The organism is Enterobacter cloacae complex sp. IR5403, from assembly GCF_049238705.1.
Lineage (GTDB): Bacteria > Pseudomonadota > Gammaproteobacteria > Enterobacterales > Enterobacteriaceae > Enterobacter > Enterobacter hormaechei_C.
The window spans coordinates 1-14,884 of record NZ_JBMKHP010000021.1 but is presented as its reverse complement, the minus strand read 5'-3'; the positions used below and the strand labels follow the sequence as shown (position 1 = coordinate 14,884).

The following is a 14,884-nucleotide window of genomic DNA, read 5'->3' as shown; positions in this document are numbered from 1 at the left end:
ATCCTTGAAAGGTTAATTAAAAAAAGACTTTGTTGAATAAATCGAACTTTTGCTGAGTTGAAGGATCAGATCACGCATCTTCCCGACAACGCAGACCGTTCCGTGGCAAAGCAAAAGTTCAAAATCACCAACTGGCCCACCTACAATAAAGCCCTCATCAACCGTGGCTCCATAACTTTCTGGCTGGATGAGGAAGCTATTCAGGCCTGGTATGAGTCGGCAACGCCTTCATCACGGGGAAGACCTCAGCGCTATTCTGATCTCGCCATCACCACCGTTCTGGTCATTAAACGCGTGTTCAGGTTGACCCTGCGGGCTGCACAGGGTTTTATTGATTCCATTTTTACACTGATGAATGTTCCGTTGCGCTGCCCGGATTACACCAGTGTCAGCAAGCGCGCAAAGTCGGTTAATGTCAGTTTCAAAACGTTCACCCGGGGTGAAATCGCGCATCTGGTGATTGATTCCACCGGGCTGAAGGTCTTTGGTGAAGGCGAATGGAAAGTCAAAAAACACGGCAAAGAACGCCGTCGTATATGGCGAAAGTTGCATCTGGCAGTTGACAGCAAAACACATGAAATCATCTGTGCAGACCTGTCGCTGAACAATGTGACGGACTCAGAAGCCTTCCCGGGTCTTATCCGGCAGACTCACAGAAAAATCAGGGCAGCATCGGCAGACGGCGCTTACGACACCCGGCTCTGTCACGATGAACTGCGGCGTAAGAAAATCAGCGCCCTTATCCCTCCCCGAAAAGGTGCGGGTTACTGGCCCGGTGAATATGCAGACCGTAACCGTGCAGTGGCTAATCAGCGAATGACCGGGAGTAATGCGCGGTGGAAATGGACAACAGATTACAACCGTCGCTCGATAGCGGAAACGGCGATGTACCGGGTAAAACAGCTGTTCGGGGGTTCACTGACGCTGCGTGACTACGATGGTCAGGTTGCGGAGGCTATGGCCCTGGTACGAGCGCTGAACAAAATGACGAAAGCAGGTATGCCTGAAAGCGTGCGTATTGCCTGAAAACACAACCCGCTACGGGGGAGACTTACCCGAAATCTGATTTATTCAACAAAGCCGGTTTGTCCGCCTGAAAAACAAAAAAGTAAAAAAAACCTGCCCGAAAGCAGGTTTCTGTTCACCGGATAGAGGTATAACGCGTCGGGATTACTTTCCGCGCCATTCCTTTTCCACTTTATCCGCAAAAGCATCGCACTGCCGGGCATATTCCGGGTTATACAGAAGCTCCGACTGCGAAAGCTGCATGGCGGTCATGCTGCCGTTACGGGCATTTGATTCGAGCCAGGTTCTGCCATAGGTCTTGTTCATCACCTGAAGTACCCTGTTGAATACCGGTCCGTTGAAGCGGGCATTGAGATTAACGCCTTTTACCTGAAGGCCGCTGTCACTGGTCTGGGTCAGGCGGGTGGAGTACATCGCGCAGAAGGTCGAGTTGGTTATCATCTGAGCGTCAGCCTGCTCGTCGGCGAACGCGCTGTGGCTGAAGGCGGAAAGCAGAATTGCGGCGGTTAACAGTTTTAAAATTTTCATCATGTTCCCTTATGGATTGAAAAGCGGAGACAGCCTGCCATACGGAGCGGTCAGGAGATGACCGGCAGATAAAAAAGTCAGGGTTTCAGCGAGGGAGCCAGTCGCCAGCGGTGAGGTCCAGCAGATTCCAGCACAAAGGCCAGTTGAGCGAGGTCCCGTCTTGCTGTACGGGGAGACACGTCAAACTGCCGGATGATGTAGCGAACAGATATTGTCTGACCGTAAAACAGCACCATGGTCAGCCGGATAAGCCGTTCTCCCTGTCCGGTGACACGTTGCCTGCAACGGCTGGCTTTCATCGTTGCCATACGCGCCATCGGTCCCCTTTCTGAAAAGAATCGAGATGTCTGGCAAGCCAGATATCAGGGCACGAATCGCCGGTAACGCAGCGGGCAGTAAACCGGTGGCAGTTAAAGTCGAGCAGGCTGTAGGGATAGCGCTGGCCCACTGCCGCCTTTGCCCGTTCAGCGGCCTGAGCACAACCCTGAGGCGTCAAATCCATACAGTCGGTATACACCGAGATAGCGGAGTTCCAGCCATCGAGCCGGTCAAGAAACCCTTTAGCCTTACTTTTGATAACGGTTCCATCTCCATCAAGATGAACAATATCGCCGTTACCCACATAGATACCGCTGTGTGCGGCAAGGCCAAAAAGCAGTTCGCACTGCACGATACCGCCGTAAGCCGGTTCATCGACGCAGGACAGAATGCAGTTATCGATAAATGAATCCACGAAGTTCAGCAGCAGAAGCCGGTACATAACATTCAGTTCCTTACTACGGGGGAGAGGGGGGATGCGGGGGAAACGTTGTGAACACTCAGCTTTCCCACAACGTACGGACCGTGAAAACCCCCATATCGTGGTAAGCCATAAAGTTACTTTCCCATAGCGACCAGAACTCACGGGCGTCGACATGAGAGATATCGCCACAACGGGAAAGCCACGTGTATTGTTGCGTCCAGCTCACATCGACATCTTTTTCAAGCTCAGGCCATGGATGTCCTGCATAGTGAAAATCGGTGACGTAATCGAGCTGCCAGTCTTCTCCGGCAGGGATGAGGCGTATTTCGACCGGATGCCAGCCGCCCTTTTCCGGTGAGTATTCAGGGTCACGGAAGTTAATGGTTAATCCGGTGATGGGGTGACGATGAGGCGGTTTTTGCGCAACGATACCCAGAAGCAGTTGGGTGAACGACCGGGAGAGCGGCAGCACATAGCCGCCCTGCAATATAGCGGGTGATGACATAGTGAATTTCCTTTTTAAGGGGTATGGAACACAGAAAAAGCGGGGGATTAGTCCTGGCTGATTGCGGCAAGCTGCGTCATACGATGTTGCCAGTCGGCATAACAACGGTGCATAAAGAGCCTGTTGCTGTCCGCCTCGATAAGACAGATATCCGGACTTCTGAGTACGGCGGCAAGAAACCCGGCGTTGTTGGTGCTGCCCTGACCAAACAGCGGGCGGAATACACGGGACGGAAAGCTGTCCTGCTGCTGTTCCAGAATGGCGTGAATCGCATCAAGCGCTATCCATTCACGGGAGAACAGGCCCCCTTCGCCATTGGCGGTTAAGCGCAGGGCAAGGCTTCCGGTTTCACCCTCTTTACCCAGCTCATACGTCAGCAGTCCCTTGCTATGGGGGCTGATTTTCTCTGCTTCCCCGCTGTAGTACACGGTATAGCTTTCGATGACGGCGGCTTCGGTAGCGATTTTTTTCTTACTCATGGTTCAGCGCCTTAATCAGGTTCTGGAGTTGAGTGATAACGGTCGTTTCCGGGAACACCAGATAGATACCCTGACCGTTATCGCAGACGATGCCGAGCAGGAGATACCAGCCATCATCAAGCGCGGTGACGTATTCAGGGTTAGCCAGTGCCACTGCCAGCAGCGGGTCTTCGGGGAGTGTGTCATCGTGGTTGAGATGCCAGAGCAGGGTTCCCGTTTCGTTCCAGAAGGCGGTAAACAGGTCGATATCATCGACAGGGCCAAGGATTTCATTGCTGAGGGCCACCAGTGCGGAGGCGGGCAGGTTGAGAAGGGGAAGACTGGTGGGAGTCGTGAGTTTAAACATGATTATCTCCATAATGAATTGATTTACATGGAAATAATATGTGCATAAAAAGAGGTTTTTTACGGTCATAGTCGTTGGTGTGGGTGAGCTTTGTGAATGTACAAAATCAAAGCACCCGCAGGTGTAAAATGTGACGAATGTCACAATAATAAAAAATGAATAGAGTGTGGTTTTGATTATGGAAAGGTTGATTCACCTTTAAGTTGGGCTGCATATTGTTAAAACCATTACTTTAATCTATTGATTTAAAAGGTATTAATTTTAAATGCCTTATGAGGTCGTTTATCAGGCGAAAATCGGTGAGGTGTATCACCATTTTCTTATTTCAGAGCCTCAAAAGTTGACTTACTTTGGGCGACGCATCCGGAACACAATTTTTTATATGGTTTAACGCTATTTTCCCTTTTCCCTGAGCAGGAGTACTCCTGATGAGTCATCATGGTCTTTCTGACTTGAGTATTAAATGTCAATGGGCATGTAAGAGCTGATTTTTCATGGGCTTGAAAGTGATGTCACGAATAAATAAGCTTATCCCATTGTTGGCCGACATATTAACTTACTCATTATCATCTGAATTTTCAGAGGACCATGTACATATTATGGATGTTAATTACCCTTTAAATAAAATAACGCAAGCGCTGGATGAAAAGAGCATCGCTGCTGCTCATAAAAATTCCTTCAATGTCGATGAAGAGATTCATGGATATTCCGACCATGGAGTATCTAATGCTATAGAATATTCAGAGGTTGCACCTAAAAATACTGGAGGTGTTTTTACTAAAGCCTTTCTTGATGAATATAAAATCCGTGCAGTACAAGCTGCACAAACAATCGAGACCAGCGATAAGAAGTTAACCGGACTTAAGGCAATATTCTATCCATCAGGTCGCATTAAATTTATTGTCCGCAAAAGTATTCGCGGAAAGAATATCTACGTTGCCGTAGGAGGCTACCCGGAAATTTCAATTAAAGATGCAAGGGAGCATGCCTTTAAAATAATTCAGGAGCTCAAGACCGCCGTTGAGGCTTACGGTGAGCGTTTTCTTACTCACAGTAAAATGACGTTTAATGAGCTTGTGGATGAGTATGAGAAAAGCGTACTCAGCACGGGCGTTAAGCGTTCAGCTAACACCGACCTTTCTAAGATCCGTAAATACCTGCGCCCTCTTCTCGGTGACAAAAAGCTGGCAGGTATGACGGAGGCGGATATTCTGAGCTATCTGTATGCTCTCGATCTCAAGCCAGCCACCCGCAACCGCCATCTGGCGCTCATTAAAGCGGTGTTTACCTGGGCTATACGCATGGGATACACCAACCGCTCTCCGGCGCTTTATATCAAAGCGCTGCCTGAAGTGACGTCAGATCGCCGCGCCATGGATGATTCCCAGCTTCAGTGCTGGATGGAAGTGTGTGAGTGCTGGCGTAATGGTAAACCCGATCATGAAGCCCTTGCTCTGCTCATGTTCCTTGCCCTGACGGGACTGCGTCTGGGGGAAACCCGTCATCTTCGCCTTGAGGATGTGGACTGGAGCCGCAAAGTTATCACTCTTCGCCACACCAAAAACGGCAAACTCCGCCGTGTACCGGTATGTGATAAGGCGTTCGTTCTTCTGACAGAACAGCGTCAGCATCTGGGTGATGAAGGCTGGGTATTTCCGGGCAAGGGGACCGACAATCCGGTTGCTGAGCCGCGTCGCCTGCAAAAACGACTTTGTGAGGCTGCGGGTATTCCACCGTTCACCATCCATGAGATGCGTCATACCTTTGCGACAAAGCTCATTGAGAGCGGGGCCGACATTCACACCGTCAAAGACTTACTGGGCCACAGCACGATCAAAGTAACGTCACTTTACTTGCACTCATCGCCGGCGCGTTACCACGAAGCCGTTAACCGGGCGATGGCAGATTTGAACCTTGTAAACATGACTTAATGAAAACATTCATAGAGCAGGACATGGCTTATACCGTTATATATTTTACAGGACAGAATTAATGACAATTGAAACTAAAACATTATCAACGCTACCACCTGCGCTTTCACCACTCGCGAAAATTATGTCAAATATGCATCGTGAAAAAACTGACAGGTCAGATGTCAAGAAGCTGCTGAGAAAAGCTTCACAACATAAAGATATCGATCTTTCCGTTATCAACGAAATGGTATTCCGTGAGGGATTGCCGGAGGGTTATGGAGCCAGTGCAGAAGCGCTTTATTCACTCTCAGGTAAGGCCCCGGTACCGTTTACATTTACACCTGTATTTCCTTATGCGAAATGCTTTTCTGCTGATAGTCAGTCTGATATGCAGTTGTTGCTTGTTGCAAGGAATCAGGCTGGAAAGATTATTTCTATTCGTATCAAAATGGATGAACTGTATGCCGATATTGATCGGGTAATGGCCTCTCTCGCTCACAGAGGCGTTGCGATTGATCCTGTTCGTAAAAATGAACTGATTAGATTCATTCTCAAGTGCATGGATATGAAGTTACCGTGTTATCTGGTGACGCCATCTATGGGGATGATCGATAAGAAAGCCGCTTTTTTGCACGGAAAAACCCCTATTTTCTGTGACCTTGACGGATTTGAAAATATTATCCCGGCTTCTGTAAAGCGTATCCCCGAAGGGATTAAGGAATACGGTGAGCTAGATCAGTGGCAGGAACTTATTGCTGAACATGCAAAAGGTGATTATCAAATTTTTGCCATCATGCTCTCTCTTGCATCCCCTTTGCTTGGGCTTGCCGGGCAGGATATTGCTATATTCCATTTCTATGGTCTTTCCACGACAGGAAAAACAATCCTGCTGCAACTGAGTGCATCGTGTCACGGGTATGGAGGAGATGCCGGAAGTAACGGCCCGTCGCTCATTGCCCGGTGGAATGCCACGAGCAACGGTATCGAGAGTCATGCTGCTTTACAATCCGGTACCGTGGTATGTCTTGATGAATTAGGAGCATTTTCTGGAAAAGAGCTTTCCTCCCTGATCTATAACCTGACATCCGGTGTCTCAAAAATTCGTATGGATAAAACGCAGGAGATGCGCGAACCGTTAAGGTGGAACTCGTTCTTTGTGTCTTCCGGCGAGATATCATTTTCCCATAAGCTGCGAGAAAAAAAACAAAACCTGCAGGGCGGTCATGAGCATCGGGTTATCAATCTCCAGATTTTCCCGAAAGATGCCGGAGCCCCTGGAGAGGGGCCGGAAATTATTCGTCAGCATGCTGACAAACTTAAGTCGGGACTTGAGCACTTCTGTGGGACGGCTGGACCCGCTTTTCTCCGTAGTCTGCTTTCTCAGACTGATGAAGAGGGGCTTCCCGTGAGTTATCAATGGTTACATGAATCCGTTAAAGCTAAGGTATCAGAATGTGAAGGCCTGCTTCTGGCTGAGCTGATTGATGAAGGGTATCTCCTGACGGATGTTCAACTCCGTGCGCTTCGACGCTTTTCTTTCGTAATGGCTGTAGGTCTGCTGGCGCAGGAACTGGGTATCTTGCCTTACTCTCCGGAACGAATTGCGACCGCCGTCTGGGAAATAGTTGTTCGTTGGCTGAGTGATACCTCTGTGCAATATAACCCGGTCCAGCAAGCATTGATTGATATTCAGCGTGATCTTGTAAAAAGGGAAGGGGCACATTTCATCGGCCTGAAAGATCGTGAGAGCCGTAAACCCGGAAACCACTGGGGGTATATCCACCATACTAATGAGGATTTTTTAATCTTCGCACCTGTATTTGAAGAGTGGTGCCAGAAACATTCATTAAGCGCTCGAGAAGTCGCTAAGGAGCTGGCATGCCGAAAACTTCTTCGGGTAGAAAGTAAAGGGCATTACAAAAAGCGTCCTCTTACTGGTATGGATAAGTGTTACTACCATATTAAGCGGGAGTTTATCAGTGTTGATTTGAATTTTTCTTAAAGCATTATCTGAATGTAGTTAACTAACTTATCTTTAAACTTATTATTCTGAATAAATTAACAGAAGGGGAACCCCATGACTGAATTCTGCGAATTAAATGAGACTCACTTTTTTCCTGGCGCTATTACAGGCTGTGAAACTATTCGTCCACCATTTACGCTTTATGGTCTTATCATGACGCAGGCTAAATGCAATTTCTATGGTATCTGTAGGGAAGTGACAGACAGTGAGTATCCTGAATTAAAAGCAATGATTAACCGGAATGAAAAGATTCGTTTCTTTGCCAGTTATATTTTCAAAGGTAACGTTCGTTATGATTATCTTGGCGAATTACCAACACTATCAATCGATCAGGCTCGCAATAAAGCCCGATATCTTGCCAGAAGTAATGAGGATGAGACCGCTTATGAATACATCCCATTCTGATTGATGAGTTTACCCTCAAAAAAAGCAGGGGCATTTGCCTCTGCTTTTCAGTTATCGCAAAGAAGGTAGCTGAGCTGTTATCCTTTCCGCCAGAAGTTGGCTGGTGTTTTGTAAGCGCTGAGGATGAAGGTGCGCATAACGCTGTGATGACTGACTACTGCGATGACCTAACTGCGCCTGAACGTCATACAGCGTTCCACCATGGGAAACGATGAGCGCCGCAACCGAATGGCGGCAGGTATGAATACACACTTCTTTGTCGAAAATTCCCGCCCGTCGCACGATACGCTGAAAGGCTTTGACCGGATTGTTCAGCGGCATTCCTTGTTTTTTACCGATAAACAACCACGGATTTCCACGCTGTGTTGGCAGCGTTCTGATTACGTCCATCGCCAGTGAGTTAAGATGAACAATCCGTCCATAGCCATTCTTGGTTTCAGGGAGCCACAGGGTGCGTTTAACCGGGTCAACATGCTCCCACTTAGCCAGACGCAGCTCATCACGACGAAGGCCGGTCAGTAACAGCAGTTTGACATAGCATGCAGCGACGGTGCTGGTATCATCATCGGCGGAGAGAAAAATACGACGAATTTCATCCTCGGTGAAATAGCGCTGTCGGGCGTTGTTCTCCCTGAGAAGCTGTACCACTCTTGCCGGATGGATAGAGGTAATGCCTCGCCTTCCTGCCCAGGTAAATACCGCTTTAACCAGTACGATGACACGATTACAGGTTGCTGCTGACAGTGAAATGCTTAACGTCTGCTGGAGGCGAAGAATCCTGGCTGGTGTGATATCACTCAGTAGCATTAGACCTAAGACGGGACGGATATGATCCCGGTAGCGCTGGAAATCCTTTCCCCAGCTACGTTTTGCAGATTTTGCCCATACCAGATAATGCTGGTTAAAGAGTTCATCGAATGTCATTTCTTGTCTCTTGTTTTCACGTTCCTGCTTAGGGTCAGTTCCGGTGGCAAGTGAGCGTTTATGCTCCATGGAAATCTTACGGGCTAAGGTGACATCTACCTCAGGCCAGTGACCAATAGCTATGGCGCGTTTTCGTCCATGATAGAGGTAGCGGAGCAAAAATTTTTTACGTCCTTCCCCTTTGCTGACCAGACACTTCAGGCCAGAAATCTCGGTATCGCTGTATTCGGCATCGGTGCTGTGTGAATCTGATGTGTTAGGGGGCAGGGATTTAATGAGCTGATTAGTAAAACGGAAGCGTTTCGGGCTGGACATATTACCTCCTGTGACTGGTGTTAAGTACGTCAGGGTTGACCCATCCCCGGCACGGCGCTTTTTATGGTTGAGTTGATTTTCTGGCATGGCGAAGGGAATGCTGGTGCCACATGGTATGAATTAAGACGGGAAATGCAGAAAGAGCAGGCTTTACGGTCTGATTCTGGTCTTAAGGGGAAAGATTGCCGTTGGGGAAGTGTTCACAGAAATAATATGTGTTTCAGTCGGGTATAATTACATGCCATAAGGACCAGTAGCGTTGCCTGTATGTGGGGCGGCTATGTGCCAAAAGCAGAAGCTGGTAATTCGTGTCTAATATACTTCACTTAACGTATATCCCAGCTCTGGTACAGAATATGCAAATTAAATACCCAAGAAGTGGCAGGCTGATTAACAAAGAACTCCTTCGATTATAGGATGATTTGTATCGGCACTCATCACACCATGTGCTCGATTCACGCCGCATAGTCAGTTGAATTTTGCTACTCTGTAAGAGGTGGTAAGCATTATCCAATACGGATTTAAATCAATGGAATAAATGATTATGAGTGAAAATGAAACAATCCCAAAGAAGTCTCACAGCCAGATTAACAAAGCTGTATTCTTTACATCTGCTTTGTTAATTTTTCTTCTTGTCGCTTTTGCCGCTGCATTCCCGGATGTTGCTGACAAAAATTTCAAACTACTTCAGCAACAAATCTTCACGAATGCAAGCTGGTTCTACATCCTTGCTGTGGCCCTGATTTTATTGAGTGTCACGTTTCTGGGACTCTCACGCTACGGTGATATCAAGCTGGGTCCGGACCATGCGCAACCTGATTTCAGCTATCACTCCTGGTTTGCGATGCTTTTTTCGGCAGGGATGGGGATCGGCCTGATGTTCTTTGGCGTTGCTGAACCGGTGATGCATTATCTCTCACCTCCCGTTGGCGCCCCAGAGACTGTTGCGGCAGCGAAGGAAGCAATGCGGCTGACCTTCTTCCACTGGGGTCTGCATGCCTGGGCAATATATGCCATTGTAGCGCTGATTCTGGCCTTTTTCAGTTACCGCCACGGTCTACCTTTAACGCTGCGTTCTGCACTCTATCCCATTATTGGCGATCGCATATACGGACCTATAGGCCATGCGGTTGATATTTTTGCCGTTATAGGTACGGTCTTTGGCGTTGCAACATCGCTGGGTTACGGTGTTTTGCAGGTGAATGCCGGTTTGAACCACCTATTCGGGGTGCCCATTAATGAAACGGTGCAGGTCATTCTGATCGTGGCCATCACGGGGTTAGCGACGATTTCTGTGGTGACCGGCCTAGACAAGGGAATACGTATCCTGTCTGAGCTCAATTTGGGCCTCGCGTTGTTGCTCCTGGCGCTGGTCCTGTGTCTGGGGCCAACTGTGCTTCTGCTGAAGTCATTTGTGGAAAATACCGGCGGTTATCTTTCGGAACTGGTGAGTAAAACGTTCAATCTTTACGCATATGAACCTAAGTCGAGCAACTGGCTGGGGGGCTGGACATTACTGTACTGGGGATGGTGGCTTTCATGGTCGCCATTTGTGGGGATGTTTATCGCACGGGTCTCACGCGGCCGAACCATTCGCGAATTTGTCACCGGTGTGCTGTTTGTTCCGGCCGGCTTTACGCTCATGTGGATGACGGTGTTTGGTAACAGCGCAATCTATCTCATTATGAACCAGGGGGCGACCGATCTCGCCAATACCGTCCAACAGGATGTCTCGCTGGCCTTGTTCAATTTCCTGGAGCATTTCCCGTTCTCCTCCGTGCTGTCATTTATTGCAATGGCTATGGTCATCGTCTTCTTTGTCACATCTGCTGACTCGGGGGCAATGGTTGTAGATACTCTGGCATCAGGTGGGGTGGCAAACACACCCGTCTGGCAGCGAATCTTCTGGGCATCGCTCATGGGAGTTGTTGCAATTGCGCTTCTCCTTGCGGGAGGGCTGAGCGCGCTGCAAACGGTGACAATAGCAAGTGCATTACCCTTCTCCGTGATCTTGCTGATATCCATATACGGGCTGTTAAAAGCCCTGCGTCGAGATTTGACTAAGCGTGAAAGCCTGAGCATGGCGACTATTGCTCCTACGGCTGCACGTAACCCAATTCCCTGGCAGAGAAGGTTACGCAATATCGCGTATCTGCCGAAACGATCTCTTGTGAAACGTTTTATGGACGACATTATCCAGCCTGCCATGACGCTGGTTCAGGAAGAACTGAACAAGCAGGGGACGATAAGCCACATTAGTGACGCAGCCGACGATCGTATTCGTCTTGAAGTGGATTTGGGCAACGAGCTGAATTTTATATATGAAGTGAGGCTTCGCGGGTATAGCTCACCCACCTTCGCGCTCGCCGCAATGGATAATGATGAGCAGCAGACTGACCAACATCGATATTATCGCGCTGAGGTTTATCTCAAAGAAGGCGGTCAAAATTATGATGTGATGGGCTGGAATCAGGAACAGTTGATTAATGACATACTGGACCAGTACGAAAAACACCTGCACTTCCTGCACCTGGTTCGTTGATAGCAAAATGCCGTCCTAGGGGGCGGCAATTATTTATCCCGACCGCAATACGAGGGAATGCAGAATGATTTCACGCTGGCAATGGATTCTGAAGCAAACATTTAAGAAACTCTGGTTCAGAGCTACGTTATTCGCAATTGTCGCGATAATAACGGCTCTTTTATCTATTCTTTTTAAATCAATGATTCCTGAGTCGGTTTCAGTGAAGGTTGGTGCGGAAGCAGTTGATAACATTCTGAACATACTGGCATCGAGTATGCTGGCAGTGACCACATTTTCGCTGAGTATCATGGTCACAGCCTACGGTTCAGCCACTACTAATGTTACTCCCAGAGCAACGCGTTTAGTTGTGGAAGACGTAACCACACAAAATGTACTGGCCACCTTCATTGGTTCCTTTCTCTTCAGTCTGGTAGGAATTATTGCCCTCAATATGGGAGCCTACGGAGAAAGGGGAAGAGTCATTTTATTCATTGTCACACTCGTTGTCATTGCCCTCATCCTCATCACATTGCTTCGTTGGATACAGCATTTGACCTCTCTGGGGAGGGTCGGTGAGACAACAGCAAAAGTAGAACAGGCGGCCATCGAAACATTTATTGCGAGAGCCAGAAATCCCTGTCTCGGCGGATATCCATGGCTTGAGAGCTATGAACAGCCGAAAGGAACGGTTGCAGTTTATCCGAAGAAGATTGGCTATGTTGAATATATTGATATGGAGAAACTCAGCAAGCTGCTGGCCAATGATCCTCGTCATGTATACCTTGTGGCGCAACCAGGCAGTTTCATTCATCCGTCCATGCCAGCTTTGTACCTGAGTCAGGGCCAGGAGTCATCAATCTGCGCCGATTTACTTGAGACGATCATTGTCTCGGATGTGCGTTCATTTGCTCAGGATCCCCGATTTTGTCTTAGCGTCATGGCCGAAATAGCCTGCAGAGCCCTTTCACCCGCAGTGAACGATCCTGGAACCGCAATCGATGTCATTGGCAGAGGTGTTCGTATACTTTCTGCTTACGCGCAGAATAAGTCTCATGAAATTGAAGTGACCTATCCTTCAGTACACGTTGCGCCACTTCAGAACAACGATCTCCTGGAAGACTTTTTCTCACCTGTCGCACGCGATGGTGCCAGTATGAGAGAGATTCAGATAAGAGTGCTCAAAGGGCTATCTATGCTGAGTACGGGTTGGCCTGAGATGTTTGCTGATGCCGCGCACACTCTGGCAATTGAAACATTAGAGCATGCAAATCGCGCTGACCATATAGACTCCGATAGAGAATTCATAAAATCAATTTATTTTGATTTGTTTTTTGATGAAAACGCTAATAAGCAATCATAGTTGTGGAGCAAGCGATTTGGTTGCTAGCGAGACAAGAACAAAGCGTCTGCATGAGAATGGGCGTCTGCTTTGTATTAGAAGAGAACATACTGAGTCTTCATCACTTTTGCAGCAGGCTTTATCTCTACGTAAGACATCGCCTACAATCAAATATTTCGGTTTAATACCAGGAGAACACTAAATGTAGAAATTATGTCTACTCAGTTCGGAACAGACTACTGTTTTTTTATTCCGTAGCTGAGACCATCATATTTCCTCCAGCAAAGGAGATAAAAATGGAAAAATTATTTACCCCGTTTCAGACCGGTGATACTGACCTGGTAAACCGCGTCGTTATGGCCCCCATGACCCGCTCACGGGCAATGACTAGTGATACCGCTGATGAACTGACCGCAAAATATTATCAGCTGCGTGAATCCGTATGGGGCAAACCGGAGGTCGTCCGTGACGGGCTCAGGGATCTGGTTCGCCGCACGGGCGCAGATGAAATTATGGTGAACTCATGGCAAGGCACTCGTCTTTGCCGCTCTTCAGAAATAATGCTGAGTATTCTACCGGAAAGGCAAAAGGATCATTTACCAAAGATAATGACGAGAAAGTCATTGACGAAGCGGGGAAGGGGTTAAGTCATCAATCCATATCAAAATATCAGACGCCTGTTTACGCTATGCGGGCGTCCGCTTTTCGCTCACAGCGGACTTTATGCTCGATGAGTTCGCCCGCTCTTTGCCGGGAGCGGAAGTTGCTTAATTTACCCTGAATCAAACAATAAGGGAGCAGGTCAAGTTTTCGATTGTTCTGTCAGATGTTTCCGCATCAATGCATTTTGTAGTGTCACTCCACGACTCGACCTGCCAGACGACTCACGTGAACACTCTTGCCTACCCGCAATAATGACGTGGATGTGATCGCCCTGGCGCCAATGCTTGGCGACGTTGACGCTGAGTAACGTGAAACTGGACAAGGTTGTGGCCAAAATGATCGAGATCGGGGCATCGGTCAAATAAATGAAAATTTCTTCTGCAGGCTATACCTCTTTTGCTTTCTCCCAGGTTTACGCATGGGCATACTTAATATCCTTCAATGCCCATAACCACAGGAATAATAATGAGTATTCAGCGACGTGAGGTGTATCTGGTCTTGAAACAACTATCAGATGGCCGGTTGTTTTATGTGGAAGGATTGAGAAGCGCCAGCAATTATTTTTTTGATGGCCATGCTCGGGTGCTCACTTCCCCGGCTGGTTCAGCGAGCTTTATTGAGTTCGAACCAGGTGAACGCCCTATGCAACTTTTCCATATGCCAGATGAAGAAGGTACTCAATGGCAAGCTGCTTTCCATGATTTCGGCTGCTCGCCTGAATTTGGAGAACCTAAATTGGAATACGTCATATTTGTTGGCGCTTATTCCGATGACCGCGAGCGTACCATTGAGTTGATGAATATGGGCATGACTCATGCGTGGGAAATTATTGAGGGCAAGTGCGAACTGCGCGAAGGCGAGTTCGAAGCAGAATGGTAACTGACACATCGACAAATCTTGAACTTTGGACGGTCTACGATAATCCCATAGACTTCCCGGACCAGTTCATGGCCCGTCGGTTTGACATAACCAGTGCGCCCAGCCACCTGGCTAGACCTTTGAGCAAATCTGGGAGCGCTTCGACCGCCAGGGTTACATCTGGCTGGTGAAGTGGTCAACAAAAACTGGCCACCGCGTTAGAGTTTTTCCAGTATCGGTTTTCTGATTCGTTTGGCGTTAACCCACCATTATATTCGTGCGGTCTTAGTGCGC

General features: G+C 48.1%; 14 protein-coding genes and 1 pseudogene. 8 read left to right on the top strand and 7 right to left on the bottom strand.

What is annotated here, in order from left to right; translation table 11 throughout:
* Positions 1-57: 57 nt before the first annotated feature.
* The gene (locus tag ACOTW6_RS20250) at positions 58-1,026 is read left to right on the top strand and encodes an IS5 family transposase (RefSeq protein WP_165789347.1); all 969 of its coding nucleotides are present in this window, start codon (positions 58-60) and stop codon (positions 1,024-1,026) included.
* 144 nt (positions 1,027-1,170) lie between these two features.
* Here the strand turns inward: ACOTW6_RS20250 and ACOTW6_RS20245 are convergent, their stop codons facing one another.
* From ACOTW6_RS20245 to ACOTW6_RS20220, 6 genes are all read right to left on the bottom strand, one after another.
* Positions 1,171-1,557: a hypothetical protein gene (locus ACOTW6_RS20245; RefSeq protein ID WP_225088728.1), complete on the bottom strand. Its 387-nt coding sequence runs from the start codon at positions 1,555-1,557 to the stop codon at positions 1,171-1,173.
* A 74-nt stretch (positions 1,558-1,631) separates the two neighbouring features.
* Positions 1,632-1,790 carry a DeoR family transcriptional regulator gene (locus tag ACOTW6_RS20240; protein ID WP_224688858.1) on the bottom strand — a complete coding sequence of 53 codons (159 nt, stop codon included), beginning with the start codon at positions 1,788-1,790 and terminating at the stop codon, positions 1,632-1,634.
* A 59-nt stretch (positions 1,791-1,849) separates the two neighbouring features.
* Positions 1,850-2,314, bottom strand: coding sequence for a lecithin retinol acyltransferase family protein (locus ACOTW6_RS20235; RefSeq protein ID WP_023293479.1), 465 nt, complete (start codon positions 2,312-2,314; stop codon positions 1,850-1,852).
* A 58-nt stretch (positions 2,315-2,372) separates the two neighbouring features.
* A complete protein-coding gene (locus ACOTW6_RS20230) occupies positions 2,373-2,801 on the bottom strand; it encodes a DUF2787 family protein (protein ID WP_026080582.1) in 429 nt (142 codons plus the stop codon).
* A 47-nt stretch (positions 2,802-2,848) separates the two neighbouring features.
* Complete coding sequence (locus ACOTW6_RS20225) at positions 2,849-3,280, bottom strand: hypothetical protein (RefSeq protein WP_214606330.1); 432 nt, start codon at positions 3,278-3,280, stop codon at positions 2,849-2,851.
* On the bottom strand, positions 3,273-3,626 hold the full coding sequence (locus ACOTW6_RS20220) for a hypothetical protein (protein WP_214606329.1): 354 nt from the start codon (positions 3,624-3,626) through the stop codon (positions 3,273-3,275). The genes ACOTW6_RS20225 and ACOTW6_RS20220 overlap by 8 nt, the downstream gene beginning before the upstream one ends.
* A gap of 599 nt (positions 3,627-4,225) precedes the next feature.
* Between ACOTW6_RS20220 and ACOTW6_RS20215 the strand changes: the two genes are divergently transcribed.
* From ACOTW6_RS20215 to ACOTW6_RS20205, 3 genes are all read left to right on the top strand, one after another.
* Positions 4,226-5,557, top strand: coding sequence for a tyrosine-type recombinase/integrase (locus ACOTW6_RS20215; RefSeq protein WP_219241041.1), 1,332 nt, complete (start codon positions 4,226-4,228; stop codon positions 5,555-5,557).
* Between the two features lie 61 nt (positions 5,558-5,618).
* On the top strand, positions 5,619-7,541 hold the full coding sequence (locus tag ACOTW6_RS20210) for a DUF927 domain-containing protein (protein ID WP_032610115.1): 1,923 nt from the start codon (positions 5,619-5,621) through the stop codon (positions 7,539-7,541).
* A gap of 75 nt (positions 7,542-7,616) precedes the next feature.
* Positions 7,617-7,967: a hypothetical protein gene (locus ACOTW6_RS20205; protein ID WP_032673100.1), complete on the top strand. Its 351-nt coding sequence runs from the start codon at positions 7,617-7,619 to the stop codon at positions 7,965-7,967.
* A gap of 51 nt (positions 7,968-8,018) precedes the next feature.
* On the opposite strand, the gene ACOTW6_RS20200 is transcribed toward ACOTW6_RS20205, so the two are convergent.
* The gene (locus ACOTW6_RS20200; RefSeq protein WP_032610113.1) at positions 8,019-9,206 is read right to left on the bottom strand and encodes a site-specific integrase; all 1,188 of its coding nucleotides are present in this window, start codon (positions 9,204-9,206) and stop codon (positions 8,019-8,021) included.
* A 544-nt stretch (positions 9,207-9,750) separates the two neighbouring features.
* Here ACOTW6_RS20200 and ACOTW6_RS20195 point away from each other — a divergent pair.
* From ACOTW6_RS20195 to ACOTW6_RS20180, 4 genes and pseudogenes are all read left to right on the top strand, one after another.
* Positions 9,751-11,748 (top strand): BCCT family transporter, encoded by a 1,998-nt coding sequence (locus tag ACOTW6_RS20195; protein WP_016245729.1) that lies wholly within the window; start codon positions 9,751-9,753, stop codon positions 11,746-11,748.
* A gap of 64 nt (positions 11,749-11,812) precedes the next feature.
* Complete coding sequence (locus tag ACOTW6_RS20190) at positions 11,813-13,090, top strand: DUF2254 domain-containing protein (RefSeq protein WP_003036928.1); 1,278 nt, start codon at positions 11,813-11,815, stop codon at positions 13,088-13,090.
* 275 nt (positions 13,091-13,365) lie between these two features.
* A pseudogene (locus ACOTW6_RS20185) lies at positions 13,366-13,509 on the top strand (morphinone reductase); the annotation flags it as partial.
* Between the two features lie 688 nt (positions 13,510-14,197).
* Positions 14,198-14,611: a hypothetical protein gene (locus ACOTW6_RS20180; protein WP_042111466.1), complete on the top strand. Its 414-nt coding sequence runs from the start codon at positions 14,198-14,200 to the stop codon at positions 14,609-14,611.
* Positions 14,612-14,884: the final 273 nt, after the last annotated feature.

Coding starts and splice junctions, on each gene's coding strand:
- ACOTW6_RS20230 (WP_026080582.1), bottom strand. CDS start 2,801: ATGTCATCACCCGCTATATTGCAGGGCGGCTATGTGCTGCCGCTCTCC.
- ACOTW6_RS20195 (WP_016245729.1), top strand. CDS start 9,751: ATGAGTGAAAATGAAACAATCCCAAAGAAGTCTCACAGCCAGATTAAC.
- ACOTW6_RS20240 (WP_224688858.1), bottom strand. CDS start 1,790: ATGGTGCTGTTTTACGGTCAGACAATATCTGTTCGCTACATCATCCGG.
- ACOTW6_RS20225 (WP_214606330.1), bottom strand. CDS start 3,280: ATGAGTAAGAAAAAAATCGCTACCGAAGCCGCCGTCATCGAAAGCTAT.
- ACOTW6_RS20220 (WP_214606329.1), bottom strand. CDS start 3,626: ATGTTTAAACTCACGACTCCCACCAGTCTTCCCCTTCTCAACCTGCCC.
- ACOTW6_RS20215 (WP_219241041.1), top strand. CDS start 4,226: ATGGATGTTAATTACCCTTTAAATAAAATAACGCAAGCGCTGGATGAA.
- ACOTW6_RS20210 (WP_032610115.1), top strand. CDS start 5,619: ATGACAATTGAAACTAAAACATTATCAACGCTACCACCTGCGCTTTCA.
- ACOTW6_RS20190 (WP_003036928.1), top strand. CDS start 11,813: ATGATTTCACGCTGGCAATGGATTCTGAAGCAAACATTTAAGAAACTC.
- ACOTW6_RS20235 (WP_023293479.1), bottom strand. CDS start 2,314: ATGTACCGGCTTCTGCTGCTGAACTTCGTGGATTCATTTATCGATAAC.
- ACOTW6_RS20245 (WP_225088728.1), bottom strand. CDS start 1,557: ATGATGAAAATTTTAAAACTGTTAACCGCCGCAATTCTGCTTTCCGCC.
- ACOTW6_RS20205 (WP_032673100.1), top strand. CDS start 7,617: ATGACTGAATTCTGCGAATTAAATGAGACTCACTTTTTTCCTGGCGCT.
- ACOTW6_RS20200 (WP_032610113.1), bottom strand. CDS start 9,206: ATGTCCAGCCCGAAACGCTTCCGTTTTACTAATCAGCTCATTAAATCC.
- ACOTW6_RS20180 (WP_042111466.1), top strand. CDS start 14,198: ATGAGTATTCAGCGACGTGAGGTGTATCTGGTCTTGAAACAACTATCA.